Source organism: Brevundimonas sp. KH_025, assembly GCF_057839885.1.
This window is the reverse complement of the sequence record NZ_CM174501.1, coordinates 345,039-367,881: the sequence shown is the minus strand read 5'-3', so window position 1 is coordinate 367,881 and position 22,843 is coordinate 345,039. Positions and strand designations below refer to the sequence as shown.

Annotated in this window: 22 protein-coding genes; 11 read left to right on the top strand and 11 right to left on the bottom strand. The window is 66.2% G+C overall.

All coding sequences use genetic code 11. The features are described from left to right. Positions 1-103: 103 nt before the first annotated feature. Complete coding sequence (locus AC3IS2_RS01850) at positions 104-3,058, bottom strand: TonB-dependent receptor plug domain-containing protein (RefSeq protein WP_489198978.1); 2,955 nt, start codon at positions 3,056-3,058, stop codon at positions 104-106. A gap of 378 nt (positions 3,059-3,436) precedes the next feature. Here AC3IS2_RS01850 and uvrB point away from each other — a divergent pair, with 378 nt between their 5' ends. The 5 genes from uvrB (at position 3,437) to AC3IS2_RS01825 (ending at position 8,870) form a co-directional block, all read left to right on the top strand. Further along, the gene (gene uvrB / locus AC3IS2_RS01845) at positions 3,437-5,782 is read left to right on the top strand and encodes an excinuclease ABC subunit UvrB (RefSeq protein WP_489198977.1); all 2,346 of its coding nucleotides are present in this window, start codon (positions 3,437-3,439) and stop codon (positions 5,780-5,782) included. Positions 5,783-5,963: 181 nt separating this feature from the next. After that, a complete protein-coding gene (locus AC3IS2_RS01840) occupies positions 5,964-6,515 on the top strand; it encodes a hypothetical protein (RefSeq protein WP_489198976.1) in 552 nt (183 codons plus the stop codon). Next, positions 6,516-7,607 carry a DUF262 domain-containing protein gene (locus AC3IS2_RS01835; RefSeq protein ID WP_489198975.1) on the top strand — a complete coding sequence of 364 codons (1,092 nt, stop codon included), beginning with the start codon at positions 6,516-6,518 and terminating at the stop codon, positions 7,605-7,607. Between the two features lie 631 nt (positions 7,608-8,238). Then, positions 8,239-8,490: a hypothetical protein gene (locus AC3IS2_RS01830; RefSeq protein ID WP_489198974.1), complete on the top strand. Its 252-nt coding sequence runs from the start codon at positions 8,239-8,241 to the stop codon at positions 8,488-8,490. A gap of 50 nt (positions 8,491-8,540) precedes the next feature. Next, a complete protein-coding gene (locus AC3IS2_RS01825) occupies positions 8,541-8,870 on the top strand; it encodes a hypothetical protein (protein WP_489198973.1) in 330 nt (109 codons plus the stop codon). 190 nt (positions 8,871-9,060) lie between these two features. On the opposite strand, the gene AC3IS2_RS01820 is transcribed toward AC3IS2_RS01825, so the two are convergent. The 7 genes from AC3IS2_RS01820 to AC3IS2_RS01790 form a co-directional block, all read right to left on the bottom strand. Further along, complete coding sequence (locus AC3IS2_RS01820; RefSeq protein WP_489198972.1) at positions 9,061-9,348, bottom strand: GNAT family N-acetyltransferase; 288 nt, start codon at positions 9,346-9,348, stop codon at positions 9,061-9,063. A gap of 15 nt (positions 9,349-9,363) precedes the next feature. Next, complete coding sequence (locus tag AC3IS2_RS01815) at positions 9,364-9,741, bottom strand: hypothetical protein (RefSeq protein ID WP_489198970.1); 378 nt, start codon at positions 9,739-9,741, stop codon at positions 9,364-9,366. Positions 9,742-9,756: 15 nt separating this feature from the next. After that, positions 9,757-10,128, bottom strand: coding sequence for a serine/threonine protein kinase (locus AC3IS2_RS01810; protein ID WP_489198969.1), 372 nt, complete (start codon positions 10,126-10,128; stop codon positions 9,757-9,759). Between the two features lie 58 nt (positions 10,129-10,186). Continuing rightward, on the bottom strand, positions 10,187-10,576 hold the full coding sequence (folB, locus tag AC3IS2_RS01805; protein ID WP_489198968.1) for a dihydroneopterin aldolase: 390 nt from the start codon (positions 10,574-10,576) through the stop codon (positions 10,187-10,189). Next, positions 10,573-11,109, bottom strand: a complete 537-nt coding sequence (locus tag AC3IS2_RS01800; protein WP_489200074.1) for a 6-pyruvoyl trahydropterin synthase family protein — start codon at positions 11,107-11,109, stop codon at positions 10,573-10,575. Before AC3IS2_RS01800 ends, folB begins: the two co-directional genes overlap by 4 nt. 94 nt (positions 11,110-11,203) lie before the next feature. Further along, entirely contained in the window at positions 11,204-11,983 is a 780-nt protein-coding gene (locus AC3IS2_RS01795) for an SDR family oxidoreductase (protein WP_489198967.1), read from the bottom strand. Beyond that, positions 11,984-12,370: a dihydroneopterin aldolase gene (locus AC3IS2_RS01790; protein WP_489198965.1), complete on the bottom strand. Its 387-nt coding sequence runs from the start codon at positions 12,368-12,370 to the stop codon at positions 11,984-11,986. Between the two features lie 181 nt (positions 12,371-12,551). Here AC3IS2_RS01790 and AC3IS2_RS01785 point away from each other — a divergent pair, with 181 nt between their 5' ends. The 6 genes from AC3IS2_RS01785 to pgsA all read left to right on the top strand — a co-directional run bounded on the left by AC3IS2_RS01785 (position 12,552) and on the right by pgsA (position 17,656). Then, positions 12,552-13,025 (top strand): NUDIX domain-containing protein, encoded by a 474-nt coding sequence (locus tag AC3IS2_RS01785; protein WP_489198964.1) that lies wholly within the window; start codon positions 12,552-12,554, stop codon positions 13,023-13,025. A gap of 62 nt (positions 13,026-13,087) precedes the next feature. Next, positions 13,088-13,960 carry an alpha/beta hydrolase gene (locus tag AC3IS2_RS01780; protein ID WP_489198963.1) on the top strand — a complete coding sequence of 291 codons (873 nt, stop codon included), beginning with the start codon at positions 13,088-13,090 and terminating at the stop codon, positions 13,958-13,960. Then, a complete protein-coding gene (locus tag AC3IS2_RS01775) occupies positions 13,957-14,403 on the top strand; it encodes a DMT family transporter (protein ID WP_489198962.1) in 447 nt (148 codons plus the stop codon). The genes AC3IS2_RS01780 and AC3IS2_RS01775 overlap by 4 nt, the downstream gene beginning before the upstream one ends. 16 nt (positions 14,404-14,419) lie before the next feature. Further along, a complete protein-coding gene (gene uvrC / locus AC3IS2_RS01770; RefSeq protein ID WP_489198961.1) occupies positions 14,420-16,312 on the top strand; it encodes an excinuclease ABC subunit UvrC in 1,893 nt (630 codons plus the stop codon). Between the two features lie 20 nt (positions 16,313-16,332). Next, positions 16,333-16,956: a carbonic anhydrase gene (locus tag AC3IS2_RS01765; RefSeq protein WP_489198960.1), complete on the top strand. Its 624-nt coding sequence runs from the start codon at positions 16,333-16,335 to the stop codon at positions 16,954-16,956. A gap of 67 nt (positions 16,957-17,023) precedes the next feature. Next, positions 17,024-17,656, top strand: coding sequence for a CDP-diacylglycerol--glycerol-3-phosphate 3-phosphatidyltransferase (gene pgsA, locus AC3IS2_RS01760; protein ID WP_489198959.1), 633 nt, complete (start codon positions 17,024-17,026; stop codon positions 17,654-17,656). Between the two features lie 39 nt (positions 17,657-17,695). Here pgsA and AC3IS2_RS01755 read toward each other — a convergent pair whose 3' ends face one another. The 3 genes from AC3IS2_RS01755 to AC3IS2_RS01745 form a co-directional block, all read right to left on the bottom strand. Continuing rightward, a complete protein-coding gene (locus tag AC3IS2_RS01755; RefSeq protein ID WP_489198958.1) occupies positions 17,696-18,226 on the bottom strand; it encodes a GNAT family N-acetyltransferase in 531 nt (176 codons plus the stop codon). Next, entirely contained in the window at positions 18,223-20,331 is a 2,109-nt protein-coding gene (locus tag AC3IS2_RS01750; RefSeq protein ID WP_489198957.1) for a S46 family peptidase, read from the bottom strand. Before AC3IS2_RS01750 ends, AC3IS2_RS01755 begins: the two co-directional genes overlap by 4 nt. 281 nt (positions 20,332-20,612) lie before the next feature. After that, positions 20,613-22,706, bottom strand: a complete 2,094-nt coding sequence (locus AC3IS2_RS01745) for a S46 family peptidase (protein WP_489198956.1) — start codon at positions 22,704-22,706, stop codon at positions 20,613-20,615. Positions 22,707-22,843 lie beyond the last annotated feature (137 nt).

The window sequence follows — 22,843 nt, the reverse complement described above, 5'->3', positions numbered from 1 at the left end:
GCCCGCGAAACGCGCCAGCCGCTTTCTGCGTCGTCCCCAAACGCAGAAAGGGCGGCGGGCCTGAAGCCCGCCGCCCTCTCCTCAACCTGAAATCAGGTCAGGCTTAGAAGGACTTCGTGAGGTTCACGAAGGCCGTCCGGCCCAGGTAGTCGTAGCCCGAATACAGCGGGGCGTTGCCGACCCGGTTGTAGACGCCCGCCGAGACGACGGGGGGATCTTCGTTCAGCAGGTTGCGAACGCCGGCCGTGACCGTCCAGCCTTCGCCCGAGTACTGGACCGAAGTGTTGTGCTGGAAGTAGTCGCCGACTTCCAGGTCGTACTGGCTCGTCGTCGGATCTTGGTCGTAGTAGGCGTAGCTGTCCATGCCCTGGATCCACTCGACGCCGTAGCGCACGCGCCATTGATCCCAGGCGTAGGACACGTCAGCCGTCCCGGTGAATTCCGGGTTGTTGACCAGGCCCTTGACGTCTTCCAGCGGGTCTTCTGCGAACAGCTTGCTCGAGACTTCCGTGTACTGGGTGACGCCCAGGTTGAACAGCGCGGTGCCCGGACCGACGTCCTTGCGGTAACGCACGGTGTAGTCGAGGCCCTTCACGATGTCCGTGGCCAGGTTCACGTAGCTGTCGTGAACGGTCAGGGCGTTGTTGGCCTTGTCGCGCTCGACCAGACGGCAGAAGCCGACGTCGGCGGCGAAGTCGCCCGGGTTCGAGTCGTAGCAACGGGTCAGGATCTCGCTGGCCCCGGTGCGCGACACGCCGTTTTCGACTTCGATCTCGTAGTAGTCGACGGCGAAGGCCAGGTCGCCCCAGGCTTCCGGCAGGGTCGGCTGCAGGACCAGACCGATGGTCATGTTGGTCGAGGTTTCAGCCTTCAGACCGGCGTCGGCGCCGCCTGCGGTGATGACCTTGACGCTGGTGGTCGACTGGAAGTCGCCCGGCAGACCTTCGGCGATGCAGTTGGCGACGCGGTTCGGGTTGACGCCGTCCTCGCCGTAGCTGTTGCAGCGGTCCAGCGTGTTCGACTGGAAGCCGGTCGTGGCGCCGACGAACTGCTCGAACAGCGCCGGGGCGCGGTACGAGGTGCCGTAGGTGCCGCGGAAGGTCACGCCCGTGATCGGCTGGTAGACCAGGCCGACCTTGTAGGTCGTGTCGTCGCCGTACGAGTCGTAGTCCGTGTAACGGAACGAGGCGTTCAGCGTCAGTTCCTTGGCGAACGGCGCATCAACCAGCAGCGGCGCTTCGATTTCACCGAAGGCTTCCCACACCGAGTCCGAGCCGCGAGTGATGGCCGAGGTCGAGTAGTTGTAGGTGTTGCCGATCTGCGAATCGAGGCCCGGGGTGTCGTCGATTTCCGACTTGCGGAACTCGGCGCCGAAGAAGCCCATGACCTTGCCGGCCGGCAGGTCGAACAGCGGACCGTCGACGCCGAAGCTGGCGACGGTTTCGGTGTACTCGGTGATGCCCTTGACCGGACGGAAGACGTAGTCGACCCAATCCTTCGGCAGCACGCCGCCGATGGTCTGGGTGTTCAGCGCCGGAGCCGCGATGCAGCCCGGGTTCGAGGCCAGTTGAGCGCACTGGAACTTGCCCGGCGCGATCTGGACGACGTCCAGGCTCTCGATCAGGCGGTTCGTCAGGAACTGCTCGCTGGTGTATTCCGAACGCGAACGCGAGTAGCTGACCGAGGCGTCATAGCGCCATTCCGGGATGAAGAAGTCGCCCTTCACGCCCGCGACGTAGCGGTTGAAGTTCACTTCCTGCTCGGAGTGGTCGTTGCCGAAGCCGATGAAGGCGCGCACGCCGACGGCCTTGCCCTTGCTCAGACCCTGGTCGCCGAAGGCGGTGCTCCAGGCCAGGTTCGACGGGATCAGGGCGCTGCCCTTGGCGTAGTCGAGCGCCAGCTGACGGTAGCCCGTCTGCGACGACTTGCGCTGGTTGAACAGCAGTTCGCCGTAGACTTCGGCGTTGCCCAGAGCGTTCAGCTGATAGGCGGCTTCACCGTAGATGGTGTTGATCTCGACCGGCGAGATCAGCGAACGGTTCAGCATCCGGTCGTCGAAGGTGTCGCGGACGTTCAGGTTGGTGCCCGCGCCGCCCACGCCTTCAAAGCCGACCACGCCCGAGGTGATGGCCGCATTCGGACGCCAGCGGTTGAAGCTCGTCGCCGTGGTGCCGGCAGCGCCGACGCCAGCGGCCGTGTTGGTGCCGATCGTGTTGATCGACGAACCGTTCGAGCCCGTCGTCGTGATCGGATAGCACTTCGACTGACCGGTGATCGGGTCGATGTAGTCCTTGTTGTTGCGGAAGCCGTCCGTCTGGCAACGCGTGAACTCACGGTCGCGCAGGGTCAGCTCGTCGCGCTCGTAGCGCTCCAGCGAGCCGGCGGCCCGCCAGCGGTCGCCACGGGCGCCGGCCGTCAGCGAATAGCGGCTCGAACCGCCGGCGCCGTTGGCTTCCAGCGGCTCGTTGCGCTGGGCTTCGAAGGTCAGGCCCTCGAAGTTCTTGCGGGTCTGGATGTTGACCACGCCGGCCACGGCGTCCGAGCCGTAGACCGACGAGGCGCCGTCGCGCAGGACTTCGACGCGGTCGATCATGGCGGTCGGCAGGACGTTCAGGTCGGCCGCGCCGACCGAACCGCGCGAACCGGCGGGCGAGACGCGACGGCCGTTCAGCAGCACCAGGGTGCGGCTCGGACCCATGCCGCGCAGGCCGATGGTGTTGGCGCCGGGGCCGCCGTTGGTGACGTAGCCGCCGTAGGAGTTGTTGATCTGCGAGGTGCCGCCCGTGACGGCCGTGCTCTGCAGGGCTTCAGTGGTCGAGGCGAAGCCTTGCAGCGTCGCTTCTTCGCGCGTCACGACCTGGGTCGGCGACGGGGCGTTGAAATTGTCGCGGCGAATGCGCGAGCCGACGACGACGATTTCGTCGACGGAAGTGGTTTCCTGGGCGGTATTCGTTGCGTCCTGAGCGAACGCGGCTCCCGGAGCGAGCAGGGTCAGCGACAGGGCGGCGGCGCCGGCCACCATCGTCGTGCCCAGCAGGTAGTCTTTACGAGTGCTCATATGCCTCAATGTACCTGTGAATATTGAACAGCAAATACGGCGATACGTGAACGCCGCTTCGTATACCAATGTTCGACTCTACGTTTCTTGGTTGCCTAAACGGCTATGAAAAGCGTCACACAAGGGCAACGAAAATATTTCCGAAAAGCGACGTTAGACGGAAAACTGCGTCATTTTTGACGCCAAGGGACCGATTTCGCACCACAATTCGTCCATTTATGGCGACAAATAGCCAAATCATGCTCGTATTGTGACGCTATTCGGCGCAAATAAGGCAAAGCTTGAGCCGCATGGAGGCGAAGGCGCGGCGCAGAGGGCGAACGCGCCGCAATCGGCGCCCTATGGCGTCATCCGCCCGCGCGCACTACCTTGGCGTTCATGGCTCGTTCTCCTTCGACACCGTCCAAGCCCGTCCACGTGCCCGGCCAGAGCGCGGGGATGCAGGAGATGGCCGCGCCCTTCCTTCAGGACGGCCCGCGCGGGCGTGGCGGCAAGGCCCCGCCCATGTTCGCCCCTGTCGTCGGCCCGCGCCTCGTACCCGAGGAGCCGCCGGCCGCGCCGACCGACTGGGTCCCCCACCGCCCCTCGCGCGAGGGCGCGAAGAAGGGCGGCCGCTTCCGGCTGGAGACCAAATACACGCCCGCCGGCGACCAGCCCGCCGCCATCGCCGAACTGTCCGCCATGGCCCAGGCGGGCGAGCGGGATCAGGTGCTGCTGGGCGTCACCGGCTCGGGCAAGACCTTCACCATGGCCAAGGTCATCGAGCAGACTCAGCGCCCGGCCCTGATCCTGGCCCACAACAAGACCCTCGCCGCCCAGCTCTATTCCGAGTTCAAGGCCTTCTTCCCCGACAACGCCGTCGAGTATTTCGTCAGCTACTACGACTACTACCAGCCCGAGGCCTACGTCCCGCGCACCGACACCTACATCGAGAAGGACTCGTCGATTAACGAGCAGATCGACCGGATGCGCCACTCGGCCACCCGCGCGATCCTCGAGCGCGACGACGTCATCGTGGTCGCCTCGGTCTCCTGCATCTACGGCATCGGCTCGGTCGAGACCTACACCGCCATGACCTTCACCCTGAAGGTCGGCGACGTCATCGACGAGGCCAAGCTGCGCGCCGACCTGATCGCCCTGCAGTACAAGCGCAACGACCTGAATTTCGAGCGCGGCATGTTCCGCAAGCGCGGCGACGTGCTGGAGATCTTCCCCGTCCACATGGAGGACCGCGCCTGGCGCATCCAGCTGTTCGGCGACGAGCTGGAGTCGGTCCAGGAGTTCGACCCCCTGACCGGCAAGAAGACCGCCGATCTGGAAGAAGTCACCGTCTACGCCGCCAGCCACTACGTCACCCCGCGCCCGTCGCTGAACCAGGCCATCGGCGGCATCAAGGCCGAGCTGAAGGAGACGCTCGACTGGATGAACGAGAACGGCAAGCTGCTGGAGGCCCAGCGGCTGGAGCAGCGCGTCCGCTTCGATCTGGAGATGATGGAGGCCACCGGCGCCTGCGCCGGCATCGAGAACTACAGCCGCTGGCTGACCGGCCGCGCGCCGGGCGAGCCGCCGCCCACCTTCTTTGAATACATCCCCGACAACGCCCTGCTGTTCGTGGACGAAAGTCACGTCACCATCGGCCAGATCGGCGCCATGTTCAAAGGCGACTACAGCCGTAAATCCACCCTGGCCGAGTACGGCTTCCGCCTGCCCTCCTGCATCGACAACCGCCCGCTGAAGTTCGAGGAGTGGGACGCCATGCGGCCCCAGACGGTCCACGTCTCGGCCACCCCCGGCGCCTGGGAGATGGACCGCACCGGCGGCGTCTTCGTGGAACAGGTCATCCGTCCCACCGGCCTGATCGACCCCCCGGTCGAGATCCGCCCCGTCAGTGGCCAGACCCGCAACCAGGTCGACGACGTCATCGACGAGGTGAAGGCCGTCGCGCGGGCAGGCTACCGCAGCCTCGTCACCGTCCTGACCAAGAAGATGGCCGAGGACCTGACCGAATACATGCACGAACAGGGGGTGCGGGTCCGCTACATGCACTCCGACGTCGACACCCTGGAACGCATCGAGATCCTGCGCGATCTTCGTCTCGGTTCATTCGACGTCCTGATCGGCATCAACCTGCTGCGCGAGGGCCTCGACATCCCCGAGTGCGGCCTGGTCGCCATCCTCGACGCCGACAAGGAGGGCTTCCTGCGTTCGGAAACCTCCCTGATCCAGACCATCGGCCGCGCCGCGCGCAACGTCGACGGCCGCGTCATCCTCTACGCCGACAAGATGACCGGCTCGATGGAGCGCGCCATCGCCGAGACCAACCGCCGTCGTGACAAGCAGCAGGCCTACAACCTCGAACACGGCATCACGCCCGAGAGCGTCAAGCGCGACATCAAGGACATCCTCGACAGCCCCTACGAGTCCCGCGACCTCGACCGCCTGACCCGCCCCGGCGTCGCCGAAGAGGCCAAGCCTTTCGTCGGCTCCAACTTCCAGGCCGCCCTCAAGGACATGGAAGGCCGGATGCGCACCGCCGCCGCCAACCTCGAATTCGAAGAAGCCGCCCGCCTCCGCGACGAGATCAAGAAGATGAAGCTCCTCGACCTCGAATTCGCCAACGAAGCCCTCACCGGCGCCGGCGAAGACGTCGACAAGTCAGCCCCGAAGCGCTGGCGCAAGGAAGCAGCAGCCGAGAAGGCGGAGGCGTTCAGGAAGGGACGGTAGGGGGCAACTGAGGGGCAACCCCGCGTTCAACGCCCCCCTAGATCAAAGAAGATGGACTTGGAGTTCGCCCAGGACCCGATGGGGTTAGGCAAAAACTAGTATTATGGAAAGCTCTGACCAATCATAGAGTTGCGAGACAGCCCACTTAGTCTAGGCTGCTTCCTGTGGGGGAGAAGAATCAGTGCGTCTTTTTGGTCGTGGCCAGTTCACAATTGATGATCTAACGCTAGTCGCTAGCGAGCCTTTTTTTCACCAGAGCCACCGTCAAGCGGCCTACGAAATATACGATACGATTAGCCGCCAGCTAGCAGTGCCAGCCAGGTCGGTCATGGTAACCGGCTCCGCATTTACGGGACGGAGCTTTCGCGAAAATCGCCCCTTCCAGCCGGGAACTTCCGATCTTGATGTAGCCATTGTTGATCGCGATCTCTTTCGTGAACTGATGCTATGCGCGTCACGCGCAACCCAATATTTCCGTGACCAGACAGTATTTCTGCCCTCAAGCGCAGGCTCCAACGGGGCCGAAACATACAAAGCGTTTCGCAACTATGCATTTGGGCGCGGCATGATCCGACCCGACTACATGCCAGAGTGCGATGCAAAGCATGCGATTTTCGATCTTTGCAGCAGCTTAACTAACCGATACATTGAGATTTTCTCTAGCATCACCATCGCGATATACGGCGACGAAGAGTACTATCTCGCTAAATGCAGAGATAAAGGAGACAGATAGATGGTAAAATATACAGTAAGATCGGTTCCGATCGTAAATCTTGTCAATGACCTAAAAGAAGGGAAACTTATTCTATCCCCTTACTTTCAGAGAAATCTGGTATGGAGAGAGATTCACAAGAAGGAATTTATTGATACCATCATATCAGGATACCCTTTTCCGCAAATTTTTCTCGCAAAAGGCGATATTGATGTAGACACTCTAAGATCTCAACAGTGCGTCGTTGACGGGCAGCAACGTTTGAGCGCAATTCTTAGCTTTATTGACAACGACATAGATTCAAAAGGGCGAAAATTCAAAGACCTTTCTATCGCCGAAAAAGAAAACTTCCTCACATACGAAGTGCCGGTGATTGATTTTGACGCCAAACATGATGACGATCGCGTAAAAGAAGTATTCAAGCGAGTAAATCGCACTTTCTATGCACTATCTCTTATAGAAAAACTTTCATCGGAATACGGGTCATCGGAAATGATGCTTCTCGCACAGTACATGTGCGGAGATATGAAAGTTGATTTTGTTGAAGAGGAAATAGAGCAGCCTGACCTGCGGGTAAACCCAAACGTCAGCACCAACTTTATCGAATGGGCATCTGAATCAAGACCTGAAAATTACATAACCCTAATTGGCGACAGCACAACCTTCTCCGCCTACGAAATGGCTCGAAAAGTGGCCCTCATGTTCACGCTGAATGTGATGTCATCTGTTATGGATGGGTATTACGACAGAAACGACAAAGTCAGGCCAAATCTAGATAGATATAAAGAAGAAATTCAAAATAGAGATGGGCTATTTAGCTGGATCGACACCGCTGCAGCCCAATTATATTCACTAGATACTATACCAGAGTTTTGGCTTAGAAAGGCCAACCTATTCACCCTTATCGTAGAACTTGCCAGAGCCAATAAAGAAGGCGATGAACTAATCGCGAATTGGGAAGAAAACCTACAAAAATTCGCCGAGACCCCGCCGCAGGATTATGTCCTCGCGGCGAGAGAGGGCGTGAACAACCGGAAGGAGCGTCTGATACGCGCTCGCCACGTTAGAAGCCTTATACAAGGCCCGTTGATTGAGATGGCCCAAGCAACCTAACCCCCACGATTTCCCGCCTTTCCCCCTCCGCCATCCCCTTTCAACTCGCCCTACCTTCTCCCCATGCCACCCTGCGCTCGTTCCGTCGCATGGAGGGCTCGTGAGGCCTGCGACCTTGCGGGCGGCGGGAGCGGATGGAGCGGGGTCCTTGTCGGGCCGCGCGGCGTCCGCCGCGGCCTCCGGTCAAGGGCAGAGCCCAGCGGACAGGTCGCGGCGGGCTCTGGCGCGCGGTCCACGACGTGAACGAGCGAGGCGGCAAGCGAACGCGCGCCTTCTCAATCGTGGTCTCAAGTAGCCCGCAAGGGCGGTAGACCACACGTCAGGACAATGAGCCGACGGGACCTAGCGACGGGGCGTTCGACCCGTCCGTCATAGAGGTTCCGGTCAGGGTCGCGGGGGTTACGCGGACCGTTCCAGGAGGCCTGTCGCAAGCAGGCCCCTGCCCGTCGCGGGCGCCGGGGGTAGCCGATAAGACCGGCGCCTGCCCCGAGCTCGTGGAAGCCCGTCCGCGCGGAGCGTCGGCCTACGTCGAAACGGTAATCACATCAGAACTCCGGGCGTCGCCCGGCGCTCCGCCCAGCCCTCCAACCGCCCCGCCGCCCGGCCGGGCGGCGAAACCCATGGAGCAGACATGGCCCGTCCCCGACCGCCGCGCACCACGCCCGTCCCTCACCCCGACGACGAACCGGACGTGCATCCGGCCGAGCTGCGGCGGCTGGAGAAGCAGTTCTTCGCCCGCGTCGATCATCTGGTCGCCGCTTTTGCGCGCAAGCGTGAAGCTTGCGAACGCGACAACCAGGCCCCGCCCGCGCCGCCCTTCAGCCCCCGACGCCTGAGGCTTGGGCGCCACAGGGGCGCAAAACCCGGCGCCTCCCTCATATGAATGAGGGAACGGCTCAGAAATTGCGGCATTGTCGTGTCGAAGGGTGCATCATGTCGAAATCAAACAGTCCAGAATCCGATGACCGTCCCAACCTGCGGGTGGTCTCTCCCTCCGAGGCCGAGGTCTATGACCTGATGCGTGCGCCAGAGACCACCGCCGAACGTGTCAAACGCCTGCAGGCCGAGGCGCGCGCCCTGGCGCTCGAACAGGTCGAAGCCCTGGAAGAGGTGCTGCTGAAGGCCTCGGAAATGGCCAGGGAGATCGCCGAGGGCGGCGACGCCTATCCGGTCGGCGCTCGCGAACTGGCCCACCGCCTGGTTCAGGACCTGCCCGCCAAGGCCGAGACCATGAAGGCCATCATCGCCAAGAGCCATCCTTGATGCTGTAGGCCGCGGTCAGAAGGCTCCGCCTTCTCGACCCGACGCGGCCTCGGCGCTTCGCGCAGCCCCACTCGTCATCCCGGCCGAAGCGCAGCGTAGAGCCGGGACCGCCCAGGACGCCGCCGTCAGCGCTTCCTGCGGTCCCGGATAACGGCTGCGCCGCTTCCGGGATGACGACTGAGGGGCGACCTCAGCCGACGACGTCCGAAAACTCCGGATGCCGCTTGAGCCAGACCAGCGCATAGCTGCAGTGCGGGATCAGGGTCAGCTTCTCGGCCCGGGCGTGCTCGGCCAGGGCCTGCATGAACTGGCCCGCCGCGCCGTGGCCGCGCAGGGCTGGATGGGCCTCGACGTGCAGGATGACGCGGGCGTGCCCCCGGATCGCGTACTCGGCCCAGACGGGGTGCTCGACCCCGTCCGCATCGGCGAACTCCTGCTGGAAGCGGCGGTCGGCGGGCTGGTCGCGGAAGGCGGTCACGGAAGGCTCCTCAGATCAGGCCGGCCGATCGTTCAGCAGAGCCAGCAGACCCAGAACGCTTTTCACCGTGAACCAGGTCGACACCAGCAGCAAAAGAAGTCCGAACAGGATCAGGAAGGGAATGCCGATCAGCAGCATGGAGGCCACGGCGCTTACCGCGATCAGGCCCCACAGCACGACGGTGATCCAGAAGACCGACCAGAACAGATTGATCTGCGCCTCGATATGCTGGGCCGCCAGCCCGGTCGCCGTGTCGCGGCAGGCGTAGGCCACCACCAGCCCGACCAGCACCAGCAGGTTCGCGCTGGGGATCGACAGGATGTAGAGGATCCAGGCCAGAACGGCGCCGTCGCGGCCATTGCTGCGCTCGGCGGAAGGCGACTGATCGGTCATGGCGGCAGGCCTTTCTCAGTAGAAGAGGCGAAGGGGATGGCGGATCGGGCGGCCTTCCAGCAGGTCCTTCAGGCCCAGGGCGCCGCGCACGATGCTCCACACCGCCATGACGAACAGGACGAAGACGCCGACGTTGATCAGGATCAGCACCACGCCGCCGACGATGGCGGCCACCGCCGCCATCAGGGTCCGCTGCTGGAAGATGAAGTGGCTGCGCGCCAGCGGATCGGCGGGCGGGTCCTTGCGCCACACCCGCAGCAGGCCGATCGCCGCCGCCACGCCGAAAGTCGGCACCGCGAACAGGATCAGGGCGTAGCCGACATAGAGGCTGGTCAGATCGGACGAGGCCGCCGCGCTGTTGCTGCTGTAATCGCGGGACTGGAGCATCGGAACCTCTTGCAAGAGGCGCGACAATGGCGGGACGGACGGCCCCGCGCAACCGGCCTCAGCGTGAATAGGCGACTTCGCAGCCGGCCGCCGCCGCGCCGGGAATGGCGCCGGGCTTTTCGACACGGACCTTGACCGCCTGAACGCGATGATCGTCCAGACAGGCCAGGGCCACCCGCTCGGCGAAGGTCTCGACCAGGGCGATATGCTCGCCGCCGGCCAGTTCGCGCGCGATCCGGGCCACGCCTTCATAGTCCAGCGTATCGGACAGGCGGCTGATCGGCCCGGCGCCCAGGTCCAGTTCGACGTCCACGAACAGGGGCTGCAGCCGGCCATGCTCGTGGGCGTGAACCCCGATGGCGGCCTGAACCTCCAGCCCGCGCACCAGCACGGTCAGGCCCAGACGGCGCGGCTCGGACGACGGCAAGGGGGTGACGACGGCGCTCACGACCAGGTCTCCGGCGGCAGGATGTCGTTGATGCTGAAATCGGCCCGGTCGCACCAGTCGCCTAGTTTCCAGGCGCGCTCGGCCTCGGTCAGGCCGCGCGTCAGGACGGTATTGGTCGGCGTCTCTTCGATGGCCAGTTCGGCCAGGCGGAAGGGCAGGCCCTCGGCCGCGAGGATGGCCTCCAGCTTGCGCCACAGGGCGATGACCAGGGCCTCGGTCGTCGGGTCGCCGTCGATGGTCAGGACCTGGTTCAGCCGCTGCGGCTCATGCGTCTGGAACCAGTCCAGCAGAGGGTCGGCGCGGTTCAGCTGGAAGGCGTGGTCCAGGCTGCGGTCGACGAAGCCGTGCCAGCGCCGCTTCAGCTGCTCGAACGAGGCGGCGTGGTTGGACTGGCCGAAGGCGATCTCGGCCGTCGGCTCCAGCGTCACCTTGACGAACTCATTGTGGCCGTGCGGCACGGCGCACTTCGACCCCGCATCGGCGATCAGCCGGTGCGCCATCGAGAAGCGGCGGGTGAACTGGACGGCAGGCATCAGAGGCAAGGGTTCCGAAAACGCGGGCGCTCCATATAGGCGTCGCGAAGGGCTCGCGCATCAACACCGTGACGGCGGCGAAGTAAAGGCGGGGTCAGGGAACGGGGATTCCGTCAAAGGCCACGTCCCGGCCCCGCCCGATCAGGCTCTCCCCCCCGTCGATGGTCAGGTTCTGCCCGGTCAGGCTGGGCGTCTCGAGGATGAAGCGCACGGTGCGGGCCACGTCCTCCAGCGAGGCGCCGCGCCCCAGCGGCGTATCGCGCCACGCGGCTTGGTACTCGGCCTCGGTCTGCTCGCCGCTGCGCAGGATCAGCCCGGGCGAGACGCCGCACAGCCGAATGCGGGGCGCCAGGCCCATGGCCAGGGTCCGCGTCAGCCCCGCCAGACCGACCTTGCCGGCCGTATAGGCGAAGAAGTCCGGGTTCGGACTATCGACCTTGTGGTCCAGGATATTGACCACCACGCCCTGCCCGTCCCGCGCTTCGATGGCAGCAGCGAAGTCGCGGATCAGGAAGACCGGCGCGGTCAGGTTCGACGCCAGGTGCTCGGCCCACGACGCCTCGCTCAGGGTCTGCAGGGTGTCGTAGCGAAACAGGGAGGCGTTGTTGATCAGGGCGTCGATGCGCCCGAAACGGCCGACCACCCGGCCGATCAGGCCGTCGCGATCCGCCGCCGCGTTCAGGTCCGCCTGAAAGGCTGCGGCGCGCACGCCCTTGGCGCTCAGCTCTTCCACGAGGGCGGCGGCGTCGTCCGCCCCGCCCCGATGATGGACGGCCACGTTCCACCCCGCCCCAGCCAGCGCCCGCGCCAGACCTGCGCCCACACGACGCGCCGCGCCGGTGATCAGCACCACCCTGTCAGCGGCGTCGCTCATTCAGTTCGACCTGCGGCGGAAGATTTCCACGCCCGCGCCGGCGGCTTCGGGGAAGATGTCCGGCTTGACGATCCGCACCCGGCAGGCCTCGACCGGCGGCAGGTCCAGACAGACGCCGATCAGTTCCTCGACCAGGGTTTCCAGCAGCTCGACATGATCGCGCCCGCGCCAGCCGACGATGTGATCGCGCACCCGGTCATAGTCGATGAAGCCGCCCTCTGGCAGAGGCCAGACGGCGAACATCTCGACATTGACGATCAGCCGCGTGGGGCGCTCGGGGTGCCGCTCCCACGGGTGCAGGCCGATGCGCACATCGACCGCCACGTCCGACAGAAGGACGCGGACATGATCCCCGGCGGTGCGCCAGTCGAACCCGCCCGCGCCCAAACCCCTATCGGGCGCAGGTTCAGTCAACCGAGCCGAACTCGTAGAAGTTCAGGGCGGCGATGACGGCGATGAAGGTGAAGATGATGGCGATGGCCAGCATGGGAAGGCTCCTGTTCAAAGGTCGGAATAGAGGCACAGGCGCGACTGTTCAAGCCGCCGTCGCCCGGCCTATCGTCACGCCATGACCACCTGGCGCACCCGCATCGAGCCCTTCACCCGGCCCATTTTCTTCGCCGTCTCGCGGATGAGCCGGGGCATGACCCTGGGCGTGCGCGGCGTGGCGGTGGACGGCGAGGGCCGGGTGCTGCTGGTCAAGCACACCTATCTGCATGGCTGGTGGCTGCCCGGCGGCGGGGTGGACCGGGGCGAAACCACCCATGCCGCCGTCGTTCGCGAACTGCGCGAGGAGGCGGGGCTGATCGCCAAGGCCGAGCCGCGCCTGATCTCGGTCCATTCCAACGAGCGTTTCTTTCCGGGCGATCACGTCCTGGTCTTCGCCATCGACGCCTTCGACATGACCGAGCGGACCAGCCACGGCGAGATCGCCGAGATCGGCTGGTTCCCTCCCGACGCCCTGCCCGAGGACACGACCCGCGCCACCCGCGACCGGCTGGCGGAGATTTTCGACGACGCCGCGCCTAGCCCGAACTGGTGACGCCGGAACGGCGCGGGCCAGACGTGAAAATTGGCGTGAAAGCTGAAACAAGGGGGGAAGCCATGCCGCATCTGGATCGCCGAGGACTTCTGATCGCCGCCTGCGGCCTGACGCTGGCGACCGGCGCCCTGGCGGCCGAGGTCGGCGTCGAGGCCCTCGGGTTCGGGCCTGACCCGCTGCAGGTCTGCGACCTCTATCCCGGCCCCGACGGGTCGCCGGTCCTGCTGTTCGTGCACGGCGGCGGATGGGCGCATGGCGAGCGGACCGGGGTCCACGCCCTGCCCGCCTATGCCCGACGGCACGGCCTGACCCTGGCCTCGACCGGCTATCGGCTCGCGCCCCGGGTCACGGCGCGCCAGTCGGCCGAGGACGTGGCCGCCGCCGTCGCCGCCGTCCGTCGCGCCCGCCCCGGCGCCCCCGTGATCCTGATGGGCCATTCGGCCGGCGCCCATCTGGCGGCCCTGATCGCGACCGACCCCGCCTATCTGGCCGCCCAGGGCCTGACGCCCGCCAGTCTGGCGGGGGTCATCCTGCTGGACGGCGCCGGCTATGACGCCACCGTCCCGCGCGGGGGCCGCGGCCCGCTCAATCGGGCGCTGGAGCGCCTCTACGATCAGGCCTTCGGCGCCGAGCGGCAAGCCCTGTCGCCGACCCTGCGCGTGCGCGACGGCGCGGCCCTGCCGCCCTTCCTGATCGTCCATGTCGCGGACCGCGAAGACTCCGCCGCGCAGAGCCGCGACCTGGCCGCCGCCCTGACCCGCGCCGGCGGCCGGGCCGAGGTCGTCGCCGCGCCGGGCGACAGCCACCGCACGCTCAACACCGGCTTCGGTCAGGCCGCCGATCCCGAGGGCGAGCGCGCCGCCGCCTTCATCGCCGCCCAGGCGAGCCGTCTGCATTCCGCGCCCCGCCCCGCGCGTGCTAGACAGGGATCATGAACCCGTCCTGGATCGTCATGCTGCTGGTCGTGCTCGCGGGCGGGGCCACGGCCTTGCAGGCGCCGACCAACGCCCGGCTGGCGGGGGCCGTGGCCTCGCCGGTCAATGCGGCCTTCGTCTCCTTCCTGGTCGGGACGGCGGCGCTGGGGCTGCTGGCCCTGATGCTGCAGACCCGGCCCGACGCGGCCGAGGTGAAGGCCCTGCCCTGGTGGACCTGGATCGGCGGCCTCTACGGCGCGGTCTTCGTGGTCTGCGCCGCCTGGAGCGTGCCCAGGCTGGGCGTCGCCCTGACCGTCATCCTGATGGTCGCCGGACAAATCCTGATCAGCGTCCTGCTGGACCACTTCGGCGCCCTGGGCGTGCCGAAGCAGCCGCTGAACCTGACTCGGCTGCTGGGCGTCCTGCTGGTTTTCGGCGGCGTGCTTCTGGTCCGGCGCGGCTGAGCCTATATCCGTCGCGATGACCGAGGAGACGACCGAGATCGAGGGCGAGACCCATGACGCCCCTTTGACGCTTCAGGCCGCCGCCCTGATCGCCGACGAGGCGCGCCGCGCGCCCGACAAGCCCGGCGTCTATCGCATGTACGGCGAGGACGGCGCCTGCCTCTATGTCGGCAAGGCCAAGTCGCTGAAGAAGCGCATCGTCCAGTATGCGCAGGGACGGTTCCACACCCAGCGCATCGGCCTGATGGTCAGCCTGACCCGGTCAATGGAGCTGGTGGTCACGGACACCGAAACCGCCGCCCTGATCCTCGAGGCCGGCTATATCAAGCGGCTGAAGCCCCGCTTCAACGTCCTGCTCAAGGACGACAAGTCCTTCGCCGAACTGATGATCCGCCGCGACCACCGCGCGCCCCAGGTCCGCAAGCATCGCGGCGCCCACACGACGCCCGGCGACTATTTCGGCCCCTTCGCCTCGACCTGGGCGGTCAACCACACGCTGAACACCCTGCAAAAAGCCTTCCTGCTGCGCTCCTGCTCGGACAGCGTCTACGAGACCCGCACCCGGCCCTGCATGCTGCATCAGATCAAGCGCTGCTCGGCCCCCTGCACCGGCCTGATCAGCCTCGAGGACTACGGCGACCTGGTCACGGAGGCGGAACAGTTCCTGCGCGGCAAGTCGCGCGCCGTCATCGCCCGCCTGTCCGGCGAGATGCAGACGGCCTCCGACGAGATGGAGTTCGAGCAGGCCGCGCGCCTGCGCGACCGCATCCGCGCCCTGACCGCCATTTCGATGGAGCATTCGGTCTCGGCCGAGAGCGTGGGCGAGGCCGACGTCTTCGCCCTGCATTCCGAGGGGGGCCAGGCCTGCGTCCAGGTCTTCTTCTACCGCGCCGGTCAGAACTGGGGCGGGCGGGCCTATTTCCCGCGCGTGGACCGCAGCGACAGCGACCCCGTCATCCTGGGCGCCTTCCTGGCCCAGTTCTATGAGGACAAGCCGGTCCCGCGTCAGATCCTGACCAATGTCCGCCCGCACGAGTTCGAACTGCTGCAGGAGGCCTTCACCCTGAAGGCCGAACGCAAGGTCGAGATCCTGCAGCCCAGGCGCGGCGACAAGCAGACGGTTCTGGACCACGCCCTGACCAACGCCCGCGAGGCCCTGGGCCGCAAGCTGGCCGAGAACTCGGCCCAGTCCAAGATTCTGGACGAGGTCTGCGAGGTCCTCGGCCTGGACGCCCGGCCCGAGCGGATCGAGATCTACGACAACGCCCACATTCAAGGGACCAATGCGGTCGGCGGCATGGTGGTCGCCGGACCCGAGGGCTTCCGCAAGAACCAGTACCGCAAGTTCAACATCCGCGGCGAAGACCTGACCCCCGGCGACGACTACGGCATGATGCGCGAGGTCATGCGGCGTCGCTTCGGCAAGATGGTCAAGGACGAGGAGGCCGGCGAGACGGTCGAGCGCCCCGACCTGCTGCTGATCGACGGCGGCGCGGGGCAACTGGCCGAGGTGCTGGCGGTCCTGGCCGATCTGGGCGTCGACGACATCACCGCCGTCGGCGTGGCCAAGGGGCCGGACCGGGACGCGGGCAAGGAGCATTTCTTCATGCCCGGCAAGCCGCCCTTCATGCTGCCGCTGAAGTCGCCGGCCCTCTACTATATCCAGCGGCTGCGCGATGAGGCCCACCGCTTCGCCAACGGCGCCCACGCCAAACGCCGCTCGATGGACATCAAGAAGAACCCGCTGGACGAGATCGAGGGCGTCGGGCCGGGACGCAAGAAGGCCCTGCTGCACGCCTTCGGCTCGGCCAAGGGCGTGTCGCGCGCCGGGGTAGCGGATCTGGTCAAGGTCCCCGGCGTCAATCAGCCGCTGGCCGAGCGCATTTACGCCTACTTTCGCAAAGCCTGAAGCCAGACTAGGAAGCCGCCATGACCGATGAACGCGACGAACTGACCGACGGCTATCACCGCTTCCGCCAGAACCGCTGGCCGGACGAACGCGCGGAATACGAGGCCCTGGCCGTCAACGGCCAGAAGCCGCACACCCTGGTCGTGGCCTGTTCCGACAGCCGCGCCGACCCGGCCCTGATCTTCGACACGGCGCCGGGCGAACTGTTCGTGGTGCGCAACGTCGCCAACCTGGTCCCGCCCTATCAGCCGGACGGCAAGCTGCACGGCGTCTCGGCGGCGCTGGAGTTCGGCGTCAACGTGCTTCAGGTCAAGCGGATCGTGGTCATGGGCCACGCCTTCTGCGGCGGCGTGAACGCCATGCTGAACGGCTCGCCGTCCAACTGCCAGGACTTCGTCGCCCCCTGGGTCGAGCAGGCCGCCCCGACGGTGCGCCGCGTGGTCGAGGACTTCCCCGCCGACCAGACCGAGCGTGTGGCCGAGGAGACGGTGGTCCGCCTGTCGATCGACAACCTGCGCACCTTCCCCTGGATCGCCGCGCGCGAGGCGGCGGGCGACCTGGTGCTCAGCGGCCTGCACTTCGGCATCGCCGACGGCATCCTGTCCAAGCTGACCGGCGCCAAGCGGTTCGAACGGCTGGACTGAGCGGCTGAGGGGCCGCCCTCGCCTCTTGTGACGAACCGTGGCACCCTCAGGCGTTGCAATGGATGTGATGATGACTGCTCATAAAGCCAACCCGATCCCGAACATCCTAACCAGCGCGCGGCTGGCGGCGGGCGTGGTCATGTTCCTGCTGCTGGCGGGCGCGACCAGCGGCTTCCCCTTCCTCTCGGCCTGGCTCAGCCCCGACGACCAGTTCGCCATGTACCGGACCGGCTTCTGGATCTTCGTCATCGCCGCCTCGACGGACTGGGTCGACGGCTATCTGGCGCGGCGCTGGCACGCCGAGACGCGCTGGGGTGCCATCCTGGACCCCATCGCCGACAAGATCCTGGTCACGGGCGCCATCCTGGGCGTGCTAACCTCGGGGTCGGTGCAGCAGATCATCATTCCTTGCGGCCTGATCCTGTTCCGCGAGTTCGCGGTCTCGGCCCTGCGCGAGACCATGGCCGGGCGCATCAACCTGCCCGTCACCCTGGCCGCCAAGTGGAAGACGACGCTGCAGATGGTCGCCCTGGGCTGCCAGTTGTTCGCCCGCAACTGGGACGGCTGGGGCCTGCCGTTCGACTACCTGCCCCACTTCCAGCTGTTCGCCGACACCCTGATCTGGCTGGCCGCCCTTATCACCCTGTGGACCGGCTGGCAGTATTTCAACGCCGCCCAGAAGCAGATGCGGGATCTCTGATCCCCGTCGCGGACAAGCTGAAATGAAGAAGGCGCTGGGTTATCCCAGCGCCTTTTCCATGACCACGAACTCAAGCTCCTGCGTCTGCGGCAGGCCGAAGCGTTCGTCGTCCAGCGGGAAGGGCCGGGTTTCGCCGGTCAGGGCGTAGCCGCGCCGTTCGTACCAGGCGATCAGCTCCGAGCGCTGGCGGATGACGGTCATCTCCATGCGGGACGCGCCGAAGCGGGCGACCGCCTCGGCTTCGGCGGCCTCGATCAGCAAACGGCCAAGACCGCCCGCCTGACGGGTCGGATCGACGGTCAGCAGGCCGAGATAGGCCAGACCATCGCCCTGATCCGCGACCTGAACGCAGCCGGTCAGCGCGCCGTCGACCTCGGCCAGCAGGATGACCCGCGAGGCGTCGGCGAGGATGTCCAGAAGTTCGGCCGCGTCCGTGCGCTGGCCGCCCAGCAGGTCGGCTTCGTGGGTCCAGCCCGCCTTGGCGCTGTCGCCGCGATAGGCGCTTTCGATCAGGCGATGCAGCGCCGGAACATCGTCCGGCGCCGCAGGGCGGAAGGTCGGCGCGATCAACGGCGCGCCCGGCGAGCGGGCTTGGGCGCGGCGACGCCCAGTTCCTGCACCAGATGATCCATGCCGTAGACGTCGCGCAGGGCCGTGGTCACGGCCTGGGTGGTGACGATGACGCTGCGGTTGACGTTGCGGTCATAGCCGTAGGCGTTGCGCTGGGTCAGGACGGTGGAGTCGAAGTTGGCGCCGATGATCTCGCCCTTGGCGTTGACCGCGGGCGAACCCGACGAGCCGCCGATGGTGTCGGACGAGACGGCCATGTTCATCACCGCATTGGGGTCGATCCGGTCCCGGGCGGCGAGCAGTTTCGGCGCGACGTTGAAGGGCTCGGCGCCCGTCGCACGGTCCCACAGGCCGGCGAAGGTGGTGAAGGCGGCGATGCGCTGGCCCGGAACGTCGGTGCCTTCGACCCGGCCGTAGGTCAGGCGCAGGGTGCCGGTGGCGTCGGGATAGACGGCGTCGCCATAGGCATTGAAGCGGGCGGCGGCCAGTTGTTCCGAGGCGCGGTCGGTCGGGGCCTTGACCTTGTTGTCCCAGTCGGCGCGGACGGCGCGGGCGTCGGCGTCGATGGCTAGGACATACTGGATCAGCGGGTCGGTCGAGGCCTGAACGGCGGGCAGACCGCCTTCCCACAAGGCGCGGCGCACGGCGTGGTCGGCCAGCTTGGTGCCGGCGATCAGGCGCGCCGACAGGGCCTCGGGGCTTTCCTTGCCCAGCAGGGTGCGAACATAGGGGCTGTCGACGGTCAGCCATTCACGCGTCTTGGACAGCCACCATTCCAGACGGATCTGCTCCAGCGCCGCATAGGTCGGACGCTCGGCGAACAGGCTGGATTGCACGCCGGGCAGGCGGCTGTCGGCGTATTCGGCCAGACGCTGATCCGAGGGCTTGGCGCGTTCCTGGGCGCCGCGCACGATGGCCCGCGCCCACTGGAATAGGGGCGAACCGCCCGCGACCGAAGTGGTGCCCATGCCCGTGCCGCCTTCCAGCAGGGCCATCGGGGCGTAGAACTCGCGGGCCAGGGGCTGGACCGCATCCAGCGTCGCCCAGGGATCGGTCGCGCCGCCGGCGGCGCGGGCGCGGAAGTCAGCTTCGGCTTCCGCCTTGGTCGCCATGAAGGCGGGGTCGGTCAGGGCGCGCATCCGGCCCAGGCCGCGCTTGTAGGTGTTCTCGACGCCGACGATGGGGTCCATGGCGATGAAGGCCTGTTCCTCGCCTTCCTCGGAATAGCGGATCAGGCGGCCGCGCAGTTCGGAGGCGATCAGCTGGTCCATCGGCAGGACCACGTCGCGGATGGTCATCAGCTGGGACTGGGTCAGCAGACGCTGGGTCGCGCCGGGGTTGCCGGTGATGAAGACAGGCTCGCCCTCGGTCGGCTTGTTCGGGTTCCAGGCGAAGTGGGTCGGCGTCTCGACGGGCTTGCCGTCCTCGTAGAGGCGGATGAAGGCGGCGTCGATGGCGAAGCGCGGGAAGGAGAAGTTGTCGAGGTCGCCGCCGAAGGTCGCGGCGCGGTCTTCCGGCGCCCAGGCCAGGCGCACGTCCGAGTATTTGCGGTACTTGTAGAGCTTGAACTGGCCGCCGCGATACAGGCTGACGACCTGGCAGCGGATCTTGGGATCATTGCCGCAGGCTTCGGTCTCGATGCGGCCGGCCTCGGCCTCGCGGGCCTGGGTGAAGGCCTGGCCGTCCAGCCCCTCGCCCGCCTTGTGCAGGCGTTCGGTGACGTCGACGATCTCGGTCAGGATCTCGGCCGTGGCGCCGGGGCATTTCAGCTCTTCCTCGCGGCTGCGCGGGGTGAAGCCGGTCTCATTATACTGCTGCTGCGGCGTCGACAGGTTGGCGACGCAGGTGGCGACGCAGTGGTTGTTGGTCATCACCAGCCCCTGGCCGGAGATGAGGCCCGCCGAACAGCCGCCGAACTTCACCGACGACAGTCGCACCTTGTCTAGCCAGGCCTGATCAATGCTGGTGCCCAGCGTCTGGTTGGCGCGGGCGATGGGGAAGTTGTCGTAGGTCCACATGCCCTCTTCGGCCTGAGCCGAAGTGGCGGCGGCGAAGGCCAGAACCGCGGCGGAGGCGAAGAGCTTGAGGGCGGGGGCGGTGCGCATGGCGGAGATCCTGATCTTCTTGGCTCGCCGAGGCGAGGCGTCGGGTTCGGACCCTAGCGAAGAAAAAACAGGGTCTGAATAGTCTGAATGGTCTGAAATCGGCGGCGAGGACGAGAAGAGCCTAGCGGGCCGGTGCGTCAGAAGGGGGCGTCTCCTCCCCATGCAATGGGGAGGTGGATCGGCGCCGCTGGCGACGAGACGGAGGGGCCGCTCTGGGCGAGCAAGCCCCTCCACCGCTACGCGGTCCCCCTCCCCACGAGTGGGGAGGAGAAAGATGCTTCTTAGCGCGTCACGCCCAGTTCGCGCAGCAGGCGCGGCTGGTTGTAGACGTTGCGCAGGGCCTCGGTGACGGCGGCGGTCGAGACCGTCACCGTGCGGTTCAGTTCGCCGTCATAGCCGAACGAGCCGCCCAGCGAGTGGATGTTGCCGTCGAAGGCGGCGCCGATCACTTCACCCTTGGCGTTGATCACCGGCGAGCCGGAGTTGCCGCCGATGATGTCGTTGGTCGAGACGAAGTCATAGACGACGGTCTTGTTGACCCGGCTCTCGGCGTCGACGAAGCGCTGGGCTGCGTTGAACGGCTCGGCGCCGGTGGCGCGGTCATACAGGCCGCCGATCTGGGTGAAGGCCGGCACGCTTACGCCGCGATAGGTCCAGCCCTTCACCTGGCCATAGGACAGGCGCAAGGAGAAGGTCGCGTCGGGATAGAGGTTGTCGCCATAGACGGCGAAGCGGGCCTGGGCGACCTTTTCGGCGGCGCGGGCGGTCGGGCCGGTGACGCCCGCATCCCACTGGGTGCGGACCGCCTGGGCGGCGGCGTCATTAGCCAGGACGAAGGCGATCATCGGGTCGCCCGAGGCGGCCAGCTGTTCCGGCGTCATGGCCAGGGCTTCGGCGCGGAAGGCCGGGTCGATCAGCCTGGTCTCGACCAGACGGGCGGCGATGCCCTCGGGGTTTTCGCGGCCCAGCATCGACTTCACATTGGCGTTGTCGACCGTCAGGTATTCGCGGGTCTTGGACAGCCAGAAGGACAGCTGGATTTCCTCGATGCCCTTGGCGATCGGGGCTTCCGAGGCCAGGCGGCGGCCCAGAGCGGCGATGTCGCTGTCGGCGTAGCCGGCGCGGCGCTCGGCGACCGGCTTGGCGCGTTCCTTCGAGGCGCGGACGATGGCGCGGGCGTAGGAATAGAGGGTCGAACCGCCGCCGGCCGAGCCTTCCAGCTGGCGGTAGGGCAGGTAGAGGTCGCGGGCTGCGGCCTGCACCTTTTCCAGGTCCGACCAGGGATCGCCGATGCGTTGCAGCAGGGCCGGATCGGCGGCGACGCGCTGACGCAGCTCGGTTTCCTCGGCGCGCTTCTTGGCCATGAAGGCCGGGTCGGTCAGGGCGCCCTGCTGGCCGTAATTGACCTTGAAGCCGTTCTCGAGACCGAAGATCGGGTCGACCGAGACGCGCTTTTCTTCCTCGCCCGTGGTCGAATATTCGATCAGGCGGCCGCGCAGTTCCGAGCTCTGGATCAGGGTGGTCGGGATCTGCTGGTCGCGCAGACGCTCCAGTTGGCTCATGGTCAGCAGACGCGAGGTCGAGCCGGGGTTGCCGGCGACGAAGGTGACTTCGCCCTCGGTCGGGGCGTTGGCGTTCCACTTCAGGTGGTTCGGCGTGGCGACCGGCTTGCCGTCCTCATAGGCGCGCAGGAAGGCGGCATCGAGGGCGTAGCGCGGGAAGTTGAAATTGTCCGGGTCGCCGCCGAAGAAGGCCGCCTGGAATTCCGGCGCGAAGGCCAGACGCACGTCTTCATACTTGCGGAACTGGTAGAGGGCGTACTTGCCGCCGCGATAGAAGCTGATGACCTGGCAGGTCAGCTTGCGGTCGTCGCCGCAGGCTTCCTTCTGGATCTTGTCGATCTCGGCCGAACGAGCCTGGACGAAGGCCGCGCCTTCCAGGCCGGCGCCGGCGCCCAGGACGCGCTCGGTCACGTCGGTGATGTCGGTCAGGACCTCGGCGGTCTGGCCCGGGCACTTCTTCTCTTCTTCGCGCGTGGCCGGCATCCAGCCGTTCTTGACGTAGTCGTTCTGAGCCGTGGACAGGTCCTGGACGCAGGAGATGACGCAGTGGTGATTGGTCAGGATCAGGCCTTCGCCCGAGACGAACGAGGCCGAGCAGCCCTGCAGGCGCACGGCGGCGTTGCGCACGCGGTCCAGCCACGACTGGTCGATGCGCGTGCCGTACTTGTCGTTCACCGTCTGGATCGGGAAGTTGTCAAACGTCCACATGCCCTCGTCGGCGCGGGCCGGCGTGGCGGTCGCGCCGGTGACGGCGGCGGCGACGCCCAGGGCCGCGAGCGAGGCGGTGAAGGAAAAGGTGCGACGAAGCGACATATGGCTCTCCCGGCGCGCAAGGCACGGCGCCTCGCGTCTGTTATTGTGTAACTAGCGCCGTCGAAGGACGGGCCTCAAGCCCCCATAGTGCCGCAAGGCTTCGGGGGGAAGCCGCAGCCTTACCCCGATTTAACTTG